The organism is Algibacter pectinivorans (assembly GCF_900112595.1).
Taxonomy (GTDB): Bacteria; Bacteroidota; Bacteroidia; order Flavobacteriales; family Flavobacteriaceae; genus Algibacter_B; species Algibacter_B pectinivorans.
This window is the reverse complement of the sequence record NZ_FOMI01000006.1, coordinates 113,827-131,953: the sequence shown is the minus strand read 5'-3', so window position 1 is coordinate 131,953 and position 18,127 is coordinate 113,827. Positions and strand designations below refer to the sequence as shown.

Annotated in this window: 15 protein-coding genes; 10 read left to right on the top strand and 5 right to left on the bottom strand. The window is 34.0% G+C overall.

Annotated features, from left to right (window positions below; genetic code table 11):
• Positions 1–123: 123 nt before the first annotated feature.
• The 3 genes from BMY96_RS10460 to BMY96_RS10450 form a co-directional block, all read right to left on the bottom strand.
• Complete coding sequence (locus tag BMY96_RS10460; protein ID WP_092851901.1) at positions 124–1,416, bottom strand: tetratricopeptide repeat protein; 1,293 nt, start codon at positions 1,414–1,416, stop codon at positions 124–126.
• An 84-nt stretch (positions 1,417–1,500) separates the two neighbouring features.
• Entirely contained in the window at positions 1,501–2,064 is a 564-nt protein-coding gene (locus tag BMY96_RS10455; protein WP_092851899.1) for a DUF4331 family protein, read from the bottom strand.
• 33 nt (positions 2,065–2,097) lie between these two features.
• Entirely contained in the window at positions 2,098–2,778 is a 681-nt protein-coding gene (locus tag BMY96_RS10450; protein WP_092851897.1) for a DUF4331 family protein, read from the bottom strand.
• A gap of 151 nt (positions 2,779–2,929) precedes the next feature.
• Here BMY96_RS10450 and BMY96_RS10445 point away from each other — a divergent pair, with 151 nt between their 5' ends.
• From BMY96_RS10445 to BMY96_RS10430, 4 genes are all read left to right on the top strand, one after another.
• Entirely contained in the window at positions 2,930–4,102 is a 1,173-nt protein-coding gene (locus BMY96_RS10445) for an LETM1-related biofilm-associated protein (RefSeq protein ID WP_092851895.1), read from the top strand.
• A gap of 364 nt (positions 4,103–4,466) precedes the next feature.
• On the top strand, positions 4,467–5,426 hold the full coding sequence (locus BMY96_RS10440; RefSeq protein WP_092851893.1) for a tRNA dihydrouridine synthase: 960 nt from the start codon (positions 4,467–4,469) through the stop codon (positions 5,424–5,426).
• Positions 5,427–5,515: 89 nt separating this feature from the next.
• Complete coding sequence (locus BMY96_RS16215) at positions 5,516–6,349, top strand: FKBP-type peptidyl-prolyl cis-trans isomerase (protein WP_139205242.1); 834 nt, start codon at positions 5,516–5,518, stop codon at positions 6,347–6,349.
• A gap of 270 nt (positions 6,350–6,619) precedes the next feature.
• The gene (locus BMY96_RS10430; protein WP_139205241.1) at positions 6,620–7,102 is read left to right on the top strand and encodes a hypothetical protein; all 483 of its coding nucleotides are present in this window, start codon (positions 6,620–6,622) and stop codon (positions 7,100–7,102) included.
• Positions 7,103–7,158: 56 nt separating this feature from the next.
• Here the strand turns inward: BMY96_RS10430 and BMY96_RS10425 are convergent, their stop codons facing one another.
• Positions 7,159–8,223 carry a methyltransferase gene (locus BMY96_RS10425; protein WP_092851886.1) on the bottom strand — a complete coding sequence of 355 codons (1,065 nt, stop codon included), beginning with the start codon at positions 8,221–8,223 and terminating at the stop codon, positions 7,159–7,161.
• Positions 8,224–8,920: 697 nt separating this feature from the next.
• Here BMY96_RS10425 and BMY96_RS10420 point away from each other — a divergent pair.
• The 3 genes from BMY96_RS10420 (at position 8,921) to BMY96_RS10410 (ending at position 14,233) form a co-directional block, all read left to right on the top strand.
• Positions 8,921–11,446, top strand: a complete 2,526-nt coding sequence (locus BMY96_RS10420) for a PIG-L family deacetylase (protein ID WP_092851885.1) — start codon at positions 8,921–8,923, stop codon at positions 11,444–11,446.
• A 113-nt stretch (positions 11,447–11,559) separates the two neighbouring features.
• Entirely contained in the window at positions 11,560–13,269 is a 1,710-nt protein-coding gene (locus BMY96_RS10415) for a sodium:solute symporter family protein (protein ID WP_092851883.1), read from the top strand.
• A complete protein-coding gene (locus BMY96_RS10410; protein ID WP_092851881.1) occupies positions 13,262–14,233 on the top strand; it encodes a Gfo/Idh/MocA family protein in 972 nt (323 codons plus the stop codon). The genes BMY96_RS10415 and BMY96_RS10410 overlap by 8 nt, the downstream gene beginning before the upstream one ends.
• A gap of 191 nt (positions 14,234–14,424) precedes the next feature.
• Here the strand turns inward: BMY96_RS10410 and BMY96_RS10405 are convergent, their stop codons facing one another.
• The gene (locus BMY96_RS10405) at positions 14,425–15,273 is read right to left on the bottom strand and encodes a DUF2911 domain-containing protein (RefSeq protein WP_092851879.1); all 849 of its coding nucleotides are present in this window, start codon (positions 15,271–15,273) and stop codon (positions 14,425–14,427) included.
• Positions 15,274–15,493: 220 nt separating this feature from the next.
• Between BMY96_RS10405 and BMY96_RS10400 the strand changes: the two genes are divergently transcribed.
• Genes BMY96_RS10400 through BMY96_RS10390 form a run of 3 tightly spaced genes read left to right on the top strand, consistent with a single transcriptional unit; the run spans position 15,494 to position 18,099 of the window.
• On the top strand, positions 15,494–16,150 hold the full coding sequence (locus BMY96_RS10400) for a TetR family transcriptional regulator C-terminal domain-containing protein (RefSeq protein ID WP_092851877.1): 657 nt from the start codon (positions 15,494–15,496) through the stop codon (positions 16,148–16,150).
• Between the two features lie 6 nt (positions 16,151–16,156).
• A complete protein-coding gene (locus BMY96_RS10395) occupies positions 16,157–17,467 on the top strand; it encodes an ABC1 kinase family protein (protein ID WP_092851875.1) in 1,311 nt (436 codons plus the stop codon).
• Complete coding sequence (locus BMY96_RS10390; RefSeq protein ID WP_092851873.1) at positions 17,467–18,099, top strand: flavin reductase family protein; 633 nt, start codon at positions 17,467–17,469, stop codon at positions 18,097–18,099. Before BMY96_RS10395 ends, BMY96_RS10390 begins: the two co-directional genes overlap by 1 nt.
• Positions 18,100–18,127: the final 28 nt, after the last annotated feature.

The following is an 18,127-nucleotide window of genomic DNA, read 5'->3' as shown; positions in this document are numbered from 1 at the left end:
CAATTAAGTAACTAGACACTTTCACCTAACAAAAAACCTTATATTAAACACATCATTAAGGTTTCTTTATGACAATTAAGTTTTTAAAACAATTATCATACACATAACTAACCAAACTAAATTTTATATATTTTTTATTTCGTTTTCCATAATTGGACCAAGCTCAAAAACGCTTTCTAAAAGTTCTTTTTTTATTGCATTAGCCTTTTCTAATTCTCTATTAGCCTTATAAATTTTTGCAACATGAAATAACACATCGGGTTCAGAGGTTTTACCAATTACATGTGCTTCTGCAACTTTAAGGGCTTGTTTTACTTCGCCATGATTATAAAGTGTCCATGCAAGCAAATCATAGGATTGTGGCGTTGGCCTGTTTTTTATTTCAACATAGGCAATTTCCAGGGCTTTCGCTGTTTCTTTTTCGTTTTCGGCATGTAATAAGACATTATACTTATTGTACATATCGCCATAAAACGAATTTTTTACCGCAGCTGCATATTGTTTTAATTGTTCTTCTTTTAACGCAGTATCACCATTAAATTCTGCTATTTCAGCTTTTAATAAATGATAATCTGGCGCATTATAAGTTTTGGTAATTTCGTTTAAAATACGAAGTGCTTCGTCTGCATTTTTTTCATACGAGTACACAATCCAAGCAATACCTTTTTTAGCATACGCATCGTTAGGATCTAACTCTAGTGCTTTTAAATAATGGTTGTAAGAAGCTTCAATACGTCCTGCATGTCCATAATAGTCGGCCAAATTGGTATACACCCACTGCTTTGTAGAGGCTAAATTTGCGCTTTCTGCTATGGCTTTAGCCTGTTCCATATATTTTATGGCTGCATCTAAATTACCACGATGGTCGGACCATTTTGATAGTCTTATTAAATAATCGAAATCATTATTTTTCTTAATGGCATCTAAGTATTTTTTGGCAGCATCATAATTACCTAATTCTAAATGCACATCGAAAAGCATTTTTTGAGTTCCCTTTAAACCTTCGCCATTACCTTCGGCCTTTATAAGTAAAAGCAAGGCTTCTTTAAAGCGGTGTTGTGCGATATAATTTCTAGATAAAGCTCTTAAATATCCTGCATTGTTATAATTGGTAGCTTTGTTAGCCTTAACTAAATATGTTTCGGCTTTAATTAAAGCTTCAATATTTCCGGTTTTATTAAAAATTTGAGATTGAGATGCTGCAGCTTTAGCCAAGTAGGGAAATTGATTTGGTTCTTTTTCTAGCTTTTTTTCCCAGAAATTAAAATCCTCTTTTACTAATTGCAGCACCTCGTTCTCTGATGCTTCTAAATACGCTACGTAATCGTTGGTATCTGTTATTTTTTTTGTGTTTTCATTACAACTTACCAAAAGCAGTAATAAAACAATAAAGGTTAATTGACTTGTCGTTTTCATGTTAATGTGTGTTTATGTTTGTGTTTTTTGTGTAGGTAAAAAATCTAGAACATGGTAATTACCATGTTCTAGAGGTAATATATCCTAGTGAGGAGATGCTAGGTAAGGAAATGAGGTCAAAAAGGTTTTATCATTCTCGCTAACATTGTCGTTAGATAAGCCAGGGTTTTCAGAGAAATCTTCACCTCCAAAAATTAATAATAACTCAACAGTAATAACATCGTCTGCTAAAGCACGTCCAGAAAGTGTATTTGCTGGTTCGCCATCAAAAAATGTAGTTGTTCCATCTAACGATACGTTTAAAACATCGGTAGCTAATAAACCCGTAAACGCTGCGGCATCTTGTCCAAGGGCATTCATTCCACCATCGGCATAAGCAGGACTTAAGTTTAATAAATTAGCTTCAAATTTACTTTGAAATGCTGCACTTTGATCTGCTGGCGTAGTCACGTTAAAAGCATCTTTATCTGCACTAGCATTAAACACTGTGTTTACAGCTGGTCTACCCATTTGGTCTTCTTGAGCGTAAGTTCCAGAGAAATCTAAAACTGGCTCCTCCATACTCATAGTATTATCATCGTCGTTCGAGCAGTTAAATGCTATTAACGATACAGTTAACGCTAAGGTTAATATTTTTATATTTTTCATAATTTGATATTTTAATAAGGTTATTTTGTTTTATTATTTTCTTTTAGACTCTACCCACGTGTTAATTTTTCCAGAACCACCAATCATAGATTTAGGTACCTCAACAACAATAGACATTACGTTAGTTCCAGCAAACGTATCGGATGCAGAACCTTCTGGTAAAAAAGCGGTTTCTTCTTCGCCATCGCCATCATCATCCCCAGGTGTTAAAATTTGAGTGAATCGTGCAAAATCCATAAAAAATGGATCGTCTCTAGGACCTGCAAAAAAGGACATTCCGCCATTACTAGCAGTTATGGCCGCACTTCCGTAGCTTGAAATTTCTACACTTCCACCAGCTGTAGAAGTCGTTTCAATAATACTATTTAAGCCAGTTTGAGAAGGAGCAACAGGACCAAAGAAATACATTTTACCATCTCTAGGAATGGCTTGAATAACTAAATCTTCAACATTATCTTGGTTGGTATCAATATTGAACTCAACCATTACATTTTCACTAAATGATGCAGCTGCTGTGTTTGCAGGACTTATTAATCCTTGGATGTTAGCTACAAAAACTAAATTATCTTCATTTTCAGCCTGAAAGGCATAAAAATCGGTAATATCACTATTTCCTCCAGATACTTCTGGCGCGTCAATATGATCGGCCGCAATTACAAAGCAACTAGCTACCGCTACTACTCCAATTCCTAATACTCGTTTTAAATTTTTCATGTTTTTGAGATTTTTTGTTATTATTAAATTCACTCTCTGCCATACCTACGAAAAAAAAGAAATAGCGGTTTTGTTAAAGTTTTGTTAAAGAAAAAACCGTGTAGATATTCAGTTAAAAGTTTACTTTTACAATCTATTTGAAAATTGAATTATGAACCCATCATCTGCAGGTTGGATTAAAAAGTTGATGAAAGAGATAGAAAGCAACAATCTCTTTTTAAAATTTGACGAAGCATCCTTTTATGAGTCTTTAAGGCTGTGCGGATTTATTTATGGTAGTAATCTAGAAATTGTTAGCCAGATTATTATTGATAAAAACCTAACAGAAGAAGAGCTTTGTAAAACCAATTTATGCCTGGCCTTATATTACATTCATGCCAATTCAAATACAGATAGGTCTTTTATAGACAGTGTTATAGGGTTTTACACGGATATAGATGAAATTAAAACCTCTTTTTTTAGCGATTTATTAAGTGGTAAAAAGTCTAGCGATCAGCTTGAAAAAATAATACACAGACGCATACAAATAGATGCCAATGTACTCACCAAAAACTTTAACTACTTTATTATTAATGCGCTGTTGTTTGTAGATGTATTAGCGTATAAAACCTATTTGGAGCAGCGCAAAATATCTAAAGCGTATTTAAAAGAAATGGAAGCATCGATAACTTCTATTTCTTTAAATGTTTTAAATTCTAAGGAAACAAAAAATAAGTACGACGATAGTTTAATTAAATTATTTGATGCTTCGTTACGCTATCAAGAAAACCCATATATAGATTACAACAAGGCGGTTAGCAACATTAACACAAACCTAGAAAAACATTACGTTTTAGACCTCGCATGTATGGCAACCTGGAGCGACCAAATGATTGATCTAGAAGAACAGCATTTTCTAGAAAAACTTGGTAACGACCTCAATCTAGACCTTTCTAAAATACACTACTCCATTAAGGCTGTTAACAAATTTTACATCATAAATAAGGATAATATTGCGCTTTTAAGCTCAAAAAACGTAGTACAAAGTTTTTATAATAACTCTAGTAAAATGGTTAAAAAACTAATTACTAGAAACAGTAAACGGCTATACCAAGAGCTAAAAGATAGCAAGGAGCTTATGGTTTTGCTTACCCAATCTACTATTAGAGATTTAAATAAAGAAGAGCAAAAAAAAGTACAAGAACAGCTTTTAGATATTTTTAAATCTATACCTAGTTTAGCCATATTTATGTTGCCAGGAGGCGCTTTATTACTGCCCTTAGTGGTTAAATTTATTCCTAAATTATTACCATCGGCCTTCGATGAAAATAGGATTGAAGACTAAAACACGGTAATTTTATTTTCCAAAACTACATCTACAAATCTTATTCTAGTCTAAAACGCACTCCTTAAAGCTCCTAGAAAATATAAAAAGATTTTAGCAATAAATATAAATCTCTGGTAACTAAAATAGTGCATGTATTATATTTTTTTAACTTTAAGACACACCTTTTTTTAAACAACAGACTCTCTAGTAACTATTAAAAAATATTGGTATCTAGTAAATAAGTAAACACAAGCTTTAATGAAACAACTAATTTATAAAAAAGAAAAACAGATTCGGAGCACTCCAATCAACACGTATTAATCTAAAAAACTTAAACGCTTCAATAAAAGTTATACCTATCTTTGCGCCACACAAATTATAAATGGCTTTTACATTACTTTCGTCTCCATTACAAGGGTTTACAGATTTTAGATTCCGTAATGCGTTTCATCATTATTTTGGAGGCATAGACACCTTTTATTCGCCTTACATAAGGCTTAACGGAAAGTTTAAAATTAAATCGTCCTATCAAAACGATTTATTACTAGAAAACAATACGACATTAGAGGTTATACCTCAAATTATAACTAACGATGCCGAAGAGTTTTTGTTTGTTGCCAAATATGTACAACGTTTAGGTTACAAAGAGTTAAATTGGAATTTGGGTTGCCCATACCCTATGGTTGCTAAATCTGGAATGGGTTCTGGGTTAATTTGTGATCCTGAAAAAATAAATACTATTTTAGAACGTGCCCATAAGGAAACGGATATTTTGGTATCGATGAAAATGCGAATGGGTTATGAGCATGCTGAAGAAATATTAGAGGTCTTCCCTATTTTAGATGAATACCCACTAAAAAACATTGCCATTCATGCTAGAATAGGCAAACAACTGTATAAAGGTCCTGTAGATCTTGATGCCTTTGAGCGATGTATTAGCAGCACGAAACACAAGCTGTATTATAACGGCGATATTACAAGTGTGGCCAGTTTTAAGGCTATGCAAGAGCGTTTTCCTAGCTTAGATCATTTTATGATTGGTCGTGGCTTAATTGCCGACCCTTTTTTACCACAAATGATAAAAAATGACACCACAGAATATCCTGAAAACCGCTGGGACATTTTTGAAGAATTCCACAATACCATTTACCAACAGTACGACGACTACCTTTCTGGACCAACACCTATAAAAATGAAAATGTTAGGCTTTTGGGAGTTCTTTTCGCAGTCGTGTTCCAACCCGCAAAAAACATACAAAGCAATAAAAAAAGCAACCAACCCGTTTAAGTACAAGCAGGCCGTTAAGCTTATTATAAATAACGAACAAAAGTTATCTAGGTAACGTTTTAAAGTAGGACGAAATCTTTAAAAGAAACGTTAAAAACCTTAATAAATAAGGCTATTGCTTATATATTTACCAAAAAATTCAATATGATGAAAAAACTATGTATGGTACTTGCTGTTATTTTATTTACAGCTTGTAGTTCTGACGATACCCCAAAAGACTACACAAGCGAAAATGAGCAAGAAATTCAAGCATATCTTGCCACTAATAATTTAACTGCACAGTCTAGTAGCACCGGTTTATATTATATAATTGATACCCCTGGAACAGGTGTCGCCCCTTTAACAACCGATAGAGTTAAAATAGCATACAAAGGCTATTTAACAGACGGTACTGTGTTTGATGAAAGCCCAGAAGAAGGTGTTTCATTTACGTTTTTAAACAGTTTAATACCTGGGTTTACCGAAGGTATAACTTATTTTAAAGAAGGCGGAAGTGGAACTCTTATTATCCCAGCACATTTAGCCTATGGTAGTAGCACTAACGGAAGTATTCCAGCAGGCTCTGTAATTATTTTCGATATCGAACTTATTTATGTGAATTATAAAACTGAAAATGAGGCAGAAATTCAAAATTATTTAATAGAAAACGAATTAACTGCGCAACAATCTGGCACCGGTTTATTTTTCACGATTGATGAACCTGGAGATGGACAACAACCAACTTTAACGGATAATGTAACATTTACGATTAAAGGCTATTTTACAGATGGAGAAGTGTTTTTTGAAAGCACAACAGCTACAGACGTACAGTTAAACTCAATACTTTCAGGACTAGCTGAAGGTATAACCTATTTTAATGAAGGCGGAAGCGGCACACTCTATATTCCAGCACATTTAACTTACGGAAATATAGGAGCCGCAGGAATTGAAGGAGGTTCTGTCCTTATTTATGACATCACTTTACTATCCGTTAATTAAAGTATATTTTTAATAATATTTAAAAGCCATCTTGTGAAAACAAGGTGGTTTTTTTATATAAACAGTTTAATAAAAAAACATAAAGCTTAAATTTAACTTATGGTAATATTTTCGATAGGCTTAAAATACTTGCAGACATTTACATGCCCTTGTTTTAGAGCGCTGTCAATTTGACATTGAAAAACAAGCATATATTTCGATGAATTATTTCGGCACATTTTTTGAAAAATAATAATCGTTAGTTATTGTTTAATTTTAAAATATATACCTATGAAAACATTGAATTTAATCCCTTTGTTTTGTTTGTTGTTTTTTAATTGTTCAGGACAAAACAAACAGCAAAGGGAGTCTCTAGCCTTAAAACCAGACGAAAATATTACGGTTAATAAAGAATATGATGAAAATGGTAATTTAACGCGCTACGATTCCATTTACTCCTACAGTTATTCTAGTAACGGAAAAGTAAACGATAGTTTAAAAATGGAATTTCAGAAGCATTTTAATAGTCATAGCTTTTTTAATGATTCGTTTTTTAATGATTTTTTTCGTCGTGATTCTGACTCGAAACAGTTGCATTCAGAAAACTTTTTTCATGATGGTTTCATGAATCATAACCAACAAATTGAAAACATGATGCGCCGCATGGATTCTATTCAGCAATTATTTTTTAATCAGCAATCCAGACCTATAATTCCTGCAGAACCAGAAAATAAAAAACCAAAAACCGAACACATAAACTTTAAACAAATTTAAAGTGTTTAAAAAAAAAACAAAAACCAGTGTAAATGCTGGTTTTTGTTTTTTTAATCTTAATTACCTGTAAGCTCCCAAAGTTCTACCATTTCTAGAGAACGCCAATTTTGCTGACGTTTCGTGTTTTTTGAAGCCAATTTTACCGATTTTTTATAGCAATTACTTAGTTGAAATCTACCTCCTTCGGCTAATTCTTTTTCAATAGGATGCTCGGTAGTTACTTCGGCTATTTGCGCTAGGTTTGAAAATAGTATTACCAATTTACCATTTGGCAACAAGCGCTTTTTGGCTTGTTCGAAAAACTCAGGAAACAAGGTGGCGTTATAATACATGGCTTCATCAATATTTTGTATCTCATTTGATGTTGGCAGCCAAGGCGGATTAAATACAATTAATTCGGTTTGCTTATCCCATTTACCAAATAGCGATGCGTATTCCAACTCTATTTTTCTGGAGAGTTTGGTGTCTTTTATAGATTCGGTTAAACCTACAATAGCATTAGGATTGGTATCGGTGGCAAAAACGTTTTGAAAACCATGTTTAAGTATTTGAAATGATAACACGCCACTACCTACTCCTACATCGATAGCCGATTTTTTAGGGCCTTTATAGCGTGTTAACCATTTATCGAATAGTATTAAATGATCAAAACGTGTTGGGAAATAAGCCCCGTAATACGGATGGATTTTATTCCGTAATACCGGAATTACCACACCTTTGCTATACCATTGCCAAGAACTATTTAGACCTTGTATTTGAACAAATGTTAATATAAAACTACTAGTTTCTGGATACAGCACTTTTAACCACCCAATAGCTGGTGCTTTTTTTACAGTTAATTGATGGTCTTTAACCTCTATTAATATAAGATTTGAAAGCTTATGATACGCAGATCTATATGCGCGTTGCTCCTTAAAAGTAGTATGTGGCCATGTGGTTTTTAAATGAACATCGAGTGCTTTAAGAAGCAGCAAACCATTGCTATAAAAGGCTGTAATTAATAAGGGTTTACCGGCTTCTAAGGTTTTTATGGCCTGCTTAACATCGGTACTGCTATTAAATACTTTTAAGGGTTGCTTAAAAATAAAAGGTGTTGGTTTGTTTATTGTAATATCTAACATGATAGTTTCTATTTAGTGCGTGAGGGATTGCAATGAAAATCCCACAGCCTGACTGGAAGGAAGTGCGAGGAATTGTAATGTAAAGCCCGACCCAAAGGGGCACGCCCAAAACTGGCATCCATTACTAGTTACTTTAAATCCTCGTTAATTTATGTTGTGTCATAATTGGAAATTGCCTGTATGGAAATGTGCAAACCTTTAATAAAATTAAATTGATTTAGTTTAAGCCCAAGACGTATTTTTAAAGCCATGATTTTTAGATTAACACGCCATGCGAAGTAATGATATAAGCAGTGCGAAAGATTACTATTAAATAGGTATTATCTAGCAATCAGGCATTAAGTTGGCCACTAGGGTTTGAAATATAAATTCTGACTCATGTGTTAAGTCTTTGCTTTTCGCGAGAGTATTGCGAAATCATGAATTAATATGAACAAACAAATAATTTTACACCAAAGATACCTTATAAAACACCATTACTCCTCTAATATTCAAGTAATAGTAAATTAAAAGCTTAACCTCTGTAAACGGCATAGTTTAATGCTATGGTTATGGATTTTAAAAAGATATAGTAAGTGGAGCCAATTTAACACTAGTATAAGACCAAACACTAATGTTAACAAGCGTTAAATAAAAACTAAAACCAACCCTATCGCTGTTATGTTTTTTATATTTGGGGTTCAGCTAATAATAAACCATGCAGAAACAATTACTTAGATTATTGGTATGCCTTTTGGCAGTATCATTTACTCAAGCCCAAAAGCCCAAAGCCCCATCATCATCAGAGATTTATGAATCCATACAAAAGCTAAACTTTTTAGGTTCTGTTTTATATGTAGCGGCACATCCAGACGACGAAAACACGCGTTTAATTGCATACATGTCTAACCAAGTAAAGGCAAGAACGGCTTACTTATCGTTAACACGTGGCGATGGCGGGCAAAACCTAATTGGTCCCGAAATAAGAGAACTTTTAGGCGTTATTAGAACTCAAGAATTATTGGCTGCAAGACGTGTAGATGGTGGCGAACAGCTGTTTACTAGAGCCAACGATTTTGGCTATTCTAAACACCCAGATGAAACTCTAGATATTTGGGATAAAGACCAAGTATTAAGCGATGTTGTTTTGGCCATACGCCAATTTAAACCCGATATTATAATTAATAGATTCGATGAAAAAAGAGCGGGTAAAACACACGGGCATCATACAACTTCGGCTATTTTAAGTATCGAGGCATTCGATTTAGCTAACAATGATAAGGCCTACACATCTCAATTAAACCAAACGGAAGTTTGGCAACCAAAGCGATTGTTTTATAATACTAGCGCGTGGCGTTATGGCAGTCAAGAAGCTTTTGATAAGGTTGACAAAAGCAACATGCTAACCTTCGATATTGGCACCTACTACCCTACAAAAGGTTTAAGTAATAATGAATTGGCAGATTTGGCTCGTAGCCAACATTTATGTCAAGGTTTTGGTCGTTTATCACAACGTGGCTCGGACATTGAGTACATCGACTTTTTAAAAGGAGAGCCTTTAAATGGCTCGAATAATATTTTTGAAGGTATTGATACCACTTGGAACCGCGTAAAAGGTGGAGGCGCTATAGGCGATATTTTAAATACTATTGAAGCTAACTTTAACTTTAAAAATCCAGCGGTACATATTCCTGGGTTAGTTGAAGCATACAAATTACTTCAAAACATAGATAACAAACACTGGAAAACTCAAAAAACTAAGGAGCTTAAGGCTATTATTGAAATGTGTGCTGGATTGTATTTAGAAGCATCGGCCGAAACAAATTGGGCAACCCAAAACGAAACCATAAAACTAAATATTGAAGTACTTAACAGAAGTGACTTACCCATAGTTTTAGAAAGCCTAAACAATGCTAGCGATTTAAATATGGCTAAAGGTATTACGCTTAAAAACAATGTAAAATATGATTTTAGCGAGGTTTTAAAAGTCGATAATAACACGGAACCTACCACGCCTTATTGGCTAAACCAAAAAGGATCTTTAGGTATGTATAAAGTGGATGATAAAACACTTGTTGGAAAACCAGAAACGCCACGAGTTTATAATATCGATTTTAATCTATTAATTAACAATACCCCAATAACCTTTACAAAACCTATTATACAACGCTTCGCAAAACCAGATAAAGGTGAATTGTATCGTCCGTTTGAAATTATCCCTGAAGTTTCGGCAAAAATTACAGAGAAGGTAATTATTTTGGATAATGACCAACAACGAGACATCACTGTAGTTGTAAAGGCTGGAAGAGATAATCTTGAAGGCGATGTTGAAGTTTGCTATCCTAACGGTTGGAGTATTTTACCAAAAAAGCAAAAGGTATCTATAGCGCATAAAGGCGAAGAACAATTACTTAGGTTTACAGTAATTCCGCCTAAAGAACAGAGTGAAGGCTTTATTGGTCCTATTGTTCAAATTGGGGATAAAAGTTATACCAAAGAACTTATTGATATAGATTACGAGCATATCCCTTTCCAAACGGTATTGCTGCCTAGCGAAAGTAAAATTGTGCGATTAGATATAAAAAAACAAGGCAATAATATTGCGTATATTCAAGGTGCGGGTGATGTAGTTCCTGAAAGTTTAGAGCAAATTGGTTATAACGTTAGGATTATATCGCCTGAGGATATTACTCCTGAAACATTAAGTAATTTTGATGCTGTTGTTGTTGGCATTAGAGCCTATAACACGGTTGAAGAATTAAATTTTAAACAACAATTGTTATTCGATTTTGTTGCCAATGGCGGCAACATGGTGGTACAATACAATACCAGCCATCGTGTAAAAGTAGACGCTATAGGACCGTATAATTTAACACTATCGCGCGATAGAGTAACCGACGAAAACGCCGAGGTTAAATTTTTAAATCCGGACCATGAGGTTTTAAATTTCCCTAATAAAATCACACCAAAGGATTTTGAAGGATGGACTCAAGAACGCGGTTTGTATTTTCCTGATAGTTGGGATAAAGCGTTTACGCCTATCCTATCCATGCACGATAAAGGAGAATCTGCAAAACATGGTAGTTTACTTGTGGCAAAACATGGTAAAGGCTATTACACGTATACAGGTTTAAGCTTTTTTAGAGAGTTTCCTGCGGGTGTTTCGGGTGCTTATCGCCTATTTGCAAACATACTTTCCTTAGGAAAAGAAGATATACCACAGCCAGTAAAACTGAATGATTAATCATGAACGAAGACGCACCTAAACAAAAATGGCATTCGCTTTACACCTTAGTTTTGGTGGCTAATGCCATATATTTTATAATATTTTACCTAATTACCAAATCCTTTTAAACGATGCAGACATTAAATTGGATTGACTGGTTGGTACTAGGCATAACCCTAATTGCCATTGTAAGTTATGGTACGTGGCAAACACGAGGCAGTAAAAATGTAAAAGATTATTTAAGAGGTGGAAACACATCCAAATGGTGGACTATTGGTCTATCGGTTATGGCTACACAAGCTAGTGCGATTACGTTTTTATCTACGCCAGGGCAAGCCTTTAATGATGGCATGGGGTTCGTTCAATTTTACTTTGGCTTACCTATTGCCATGATTGTTATTTGCATGGTGTTTATACCTTTGTATCACCGCCTAAAAGTATATACCGCCTACGAGTTTTTAGAAAACAGATTCGATTTAAAAACCAGAACTTTAGCGGCTATTTTATTTTTAATACAACGCGGGTTAGCTGCTGGTATTACCATTTTTGCGCCTGCCATAATATTATCTGTGGTACTAGGATGGGATTTATTAACGCTAAACATCGTTATAGGATGTTTGGTTATTATCTACACCGTTTCTGGTGGTACTAGAGCCGTAAACGTAACGCAAAAACACCAAATGGTAGTTATTTTTATTGGTATGCTTATCGCCTTTTTATTAATTGTAGATAAATTACCTGAAGATATCACATTTAGTAAAGCCTTAGATATTGCAGGTGCCAGCGGAAAAATGGAAGTGCTAGATTTCTCCTTTAATTTAAATAACCGCTACACATTTTGGAGTGGTATTATAGGCGGTACTTTTTTAATGCTTTCTTATTTTGGAACCGACCAAAGCCAAGTGCAACGTTACCTTTCGGGTAAATCGGTTAAAGAAATGCAGCTTGGTTTGGTTTTTAACGGCCTTTTAAAAATCCCTATGCAGTTCTTTATTCTGTTAGTTGGTGTTATGGTTTTTGTGTTTTATCAGTTTAATGAAGCGCCTGTAAACTTTAATCCTACCGCTACCGAGTTGGTGTTAAATTCTGAATATGCCGATGATTTTAAAGCATTGCAAGCAGAACAAAAACAAATATTTAGAGATAAACAGAAAATTATTGAAGCCTACACCGCTTCTGATAATCCTGAAACCGTAAAATATATTGCTGCCGCAAATGCTGCCAATGATGAATTGCGAAAAGACGCTCGAGATTTAATTGATAAAGTTTCCGATAGCCAAGATATTAAGGTAGAAAGTAACGATAAGGATTATGTATTTATACATTTTATTTTAAACAATTTACCGCGTGGTTTAATTGGTTTATTATTAGCCGTAATTTTAAGTGCTGCCATGTCTAGTACAGCAAGTGAGCTTAATGCTTTAGGAAGCACTACAACTATAGATTTATACATTAGAAATACCGGAGAAAAAACCGAAGAAGAAAAAGTAAAAGCATCGCGTTGGTTTACATTCCTTTGGGGTGTCATTGCCATTGGTGTTGCCTGTATTGCTAATCTTGCCGAAAATTTAATTCAGTTGGTAAATATTATTGGTTCCATATTTTACGGTAATGTATTGGGTATTTTCTTGTTGGCGTTTTTCTTTAAATTTGTTAAGGGAAATGCCGTTTTTATAGGCGCTTTAATTACTCAAGTATTAGTTATTGCCTTGTATTTACTAGATTTATACGAGTATATAAACCTGCCTTTTTTATGGCTAAACTTTATTGGCTGTATGATAGTCATGGCTATTGCCTGCATAATTCAATTTATAACACCAAAAACTAAAATAAATGCTTAAAACTATTAATTGGGGTATTATTGGCTTAGGAAGTATTGCCAATAAATTCGCAACAGATTTATTAACTATTGAAGGCGCTAAACTATATGCGGTAGCGTCTAGAAACCAAGATAAAGCAGATGCATTTGCTGCAAAATATAATGCGACTAAGGCTTTTGGTAGTTATGAAGCTATGGTTGAAGATAAAAATATTGATGCCATTTATATTGCAACACCACACGCTTTACATAAAGAAAACACGTTGTTATGCCTACAACACGGTATAGCGGTATTATGCGAAAAGCCTTTTGCTATGAATGCCGATGAAGTTTCCGAAATGATAGCTAAAGCTAAAGCGGAAAATGTGCTACTTATGGAAGCACTTTGGACGTACTTTTTACCGCATTACCAGTATGTTTTAAAAGCTTTAGAGGATAAAGTTTTTGGTAACTTAGTTAAACTTGAAGCCGATTTTGGTTTTCATAGAGACTTTGATGATTCTACAAGATTATTTAATAAGTCCTTAGGCGGTGGTAGTTTGTTAGATATTGGCATCTACCCTATTTTTGCTGCTTTATCGACTTTAGGAATTCCTAAAACTATAAACGCGCAGGCTACTTATTTTGAAAATGGAGCAGACTCATCGTGCACCATGCTTTTTGATTATGATGATACTAAAGCGCTGCTAAAAAGTACCTTACTTGAAAATGCTCCTACAGAAGCTATTTTTTATTGTGAAAATGGAACTATTAAAATAAATACCATGTTCCATATGCCAACTACGGTAACGTTAATTCCTAAAGGTGGCAAACCAGAAACTATAGATTTTAATTACAAAACAATTGGTTACAACTACGAAACCATACATTTTAATGAGTTACTTAGAGCAGGAAAAACAGAAAGTGATGTGATGACTTTTGCCTTTAGCGAGCAGCTTATTAAAACCTTAGATGCGGTTAGAACAAAAATAAACCTAGAGTATTAATTGTAAAAGAACTCTAGCTGATAGGTGCGCTAGGGATTGAGGCATTTGTTGAAGCTCTTTTTGTGTTGTTGCACCAATGCAACACAAAAAAGCGACTGCCGAAAGCCCGACCCTTGTGGTAGCGCCCAAATAATGAACAAAAAAAACGCAACCTTAATAGATTGCGTTTTTTTATTGCCATAAGTTCTGGTTTACATGGCACCCCAAGCTTTTAAAGACTCGGTGTTCATTTTTACATAAGCTGCGTTATCTGCTTTTTTAGCTAAATCTAACGACGCTTTAGCCGCTGCAATAGCCGTTTTTGTGCTTCCTGCCTTAGCGTGTATTAAGGCTTGTTTTCTTAGGTACCAAAAACGTGGGTTATCTTTTGTCATTTCGATGGCTTTGTCTATCCAAACTTTGGCTTTATTGATATCCTTGTCGTTTTCTAAGTAATAGGTTGCAGAAGCGTAATAATCTTCTAGACTAGGTCCATTCATGGCACCATCTATACTTGCTGTAACTTGCGCATCTGTAGGTACTGTAAAATCTAATCCTACCCATGTTTTTTCCCAAATAAACTCTAATCTAGCACCTGTGCTACTTAGGTTGTTTATATCTATTGTAAAGGATTCTACATTAAAAGGAATTTCGTGAGCCTCAACACTTGTTTTTGCTGCTACGTACTTACCATCTAAATCTTTTGGAGTTCCAGATGTTTCGCCGTCGTTATAAAAAATAACATCCCAAGCATCGGCATTTGGTATAGTAAAAATAGAATAAGAACCTGCTTTTAAGGTTTGGCCGTCTATAACAGCATCTGTACTAAACGTAATTTTTGTTCTCGCATTAGCTCCTGTTCTCCAAATTTTACCGTAAGGTACTAAATCGCCAAAAATAGTACGATCCTTAACACCTGGTCTTGAATACTCGATAGTAACATCTGTAACTCCTACTTTTTGTTCTAACTTAGAGAAAGGACTAGGTTGTGGCGTTGCAATTTGTGCGCTAACACCATAAAAGGTGGCACACGACATGAATAATAATAGTAATTTTTTCATTTTCTGAGTTCTTAATATTTGGTTTAATACTGCATAAAATTAAGGATAATTACATGGCTAACTGTTAACAAAAGCTTAAAATAAAAATCTTACAAGACAACCTTATAACCTCTTAAAAACTAACACAATAGATTTAAACTATACTGCTATTATAATTTTTGTTTAACTTTTAAGATTATTTGTTAAACATTTTGTATTTTTGATATAAATAATAGAAAACATGGCTAAGAAAAAAACAGTTTCGAAAAACGATATTATCACTTATTACATGGATTACGTGTTGGAACATGACGAGAATCCTAAAACAGTATTTGCTTTTTCCAAAATGAATAATTTTGAAGAAGCTAAATTTTACGAGCACTTTGCATCTTTTGAGGCTGTAGAGAAAGGTATTTTTGAAGCCTTTTTTACAAATACAATAGCCGCTTTAAATAAAAGTGAAGATTACAAAATTTTTGATGCCAGAAACAAGCTTTTAAGTTTCTATTACACTTTTTTCGAGAATTTAACGGCCAACAGAAGTTATGTTAAACATGTGTTGGACAAGTATAAAACTGACTTTAAAGGTTTAAAAATGCTTACGGGTTTAAAAGCACATTTTACGCAATTTATTAGCGAATTGGGCATACAAATGTTAGATATTAAACAGGAGCAAGTAGAAAAAATTCAAGACAGAGCACTAAAAGAATCGGCTTGGTTACAACTTATACTAACCATGAAGTTTTGGTTGGAAGACACATCGGCCGCTTTTGAAAAAACAGACATATATATTGAGAAATCTGTAAACACCACTTTTGATGTGATTGACGTTGCGCCTTTAAAAAGTGTAATAGACTTAGGTAAGTTTTTATTTAAAGAAAAATTTCAAATGAATTAATAGCCCATGAAAACTATAGACAATATACCAACATCGAAAATACAAAGGGCGACTAAACTAGTAGCTACAGGCGCCAAAGTAGGCGTAAATTATTTAAAATATTACGGCGATAAAATAGTTAACACCCCCGAAGATGCTAAAGCACGCCTAGATAAGAGTAATGCTACCGATATTTACGACGGCTTAAAGCAATTAAAAGGCAGTGCACTTAAAGTAGCGCAAATGTTAAGTATGGAGAAAAGCATTTTGCCACAGGCTTATGTGGAAAAATTCTCGCTAGCACAATTTTCGGTACCGCCATTATCGCCACCACTAGTAATAAAAACATTTAAAAAATATTTTGGAAAACATCCAAATGACTTATTTGATACTTTCAACGCAACTTCTGTAAACGCTGCAAGCATCGGTCAGGTGCACATTGCAACAAAGAATGGGAAAAAACTTGCTGTGAAAATCCAATATCCAGGAGTTGCGGAAAGTATTGCTTCAGATTTAGCTATGGTAAAACCAATAGCTATGAGCATGTTTAATATAAAAGGAAAAGACTCCGATAAATACTTTAAAGAAGTTGAAAACAAGTTAACAGAGGAAACCAATTATGTTTTAGAGATGCAACAAAGCAAAGAAATTGCTAAAGATTGTGCGCATATTCCAAACCTTTTGTTTCCTAATTATTATGAGGCTTACTCCTCTGAACGTATTATAACTATGGATTATATGAAAGGTGAACATCTTTCGGAATTTAATGCCAGTAATACGAATCAAGAAAAATCAAATAAAATAGGTCAGGCACTGTGGGACTTTTACATGTTTCAAATACATAAGTTAAAAAAAGTACATGCAGATCCACATCCTGGAAACTTTTTAGTAAATAAAGAAGGTGAATTAATAGCGCTCGATTTTGGGTGTATGAAAACCATTCCTATGGAATTTTATACACCTTATTTCGAATTAGCCAAGGCAGAAAACATTAACAATAAAGACTATTTTGTTTCAAAATTATACGAACTAGAAATACTTAGAGAATACGATAGTAAAGAAGAAATAGCCTTTTTTACAGAAATGTTTCATGATATGTTAAGTCTATTTACCCAACCATTTCACCAAGATACCTTTGATTTTTCGGATGCTACTTTCTTTGGAAAAATTGCCGAATTAGGGGAACGCTACTCTAAAAGCACCGATTTAAAAAAGATGAATGGTAATCGTGGTTCCAAACATTTTATATACATAAACAGAACCTTTTTTGGACTTTATAACCTCATGTTCGATTTAAAAGCACAAAACATTAAAATAAATAATTATTTAAACTTATAATGACGTACTTTAACGAAACCCATATTAAAAACTTAGAGCATTTATATAAAATCAACTTAATAAATAGTTGTTCTGGATATAAATCTGCCAATCTTTTAGGAACAAAATCTAAAGAAGGCGACGAAAACTTAGCTGTTTTTAGTTCGGTTACTCATATTGGTTCGAGTCCAGCTATGTTAGGTTTTTTTTTAAGACCAACCACAGTAATTAGAAACACCTATGAAAACATAAAGGAAACAGGTTGTTTTACTATAAACCATATTTATAATAGCATAACTGAAGATGCGCACCATACATCTGCCAAATATGCTAAAGACATTTCGGAGTTTGATGTTACCGAATTAAACCCAGAGTACAAAGCCGATTTTTTTGCACCATTTGTAAAAAATTCGCCTATACAATTAGCCATGGAATATGTAGAAGAATATGGTATACAGGCTAATAACACTATATTAGTAATAGGAAAGATAGTTGGATTGTATGTGGATGACACTTTTCTAGAAGACGATGGTTTTATTAACCTTGCTAAAGCCGAAGTCGCTGCAATAAACGGATTAGACGCTTATGCCATTCCCAACACAAATAATCGCTATGGGTATCAACGACCAAAAGTACTGAATGCAAAAAGCTGATTACCACTAAATTTTTAACAGTGCTAAC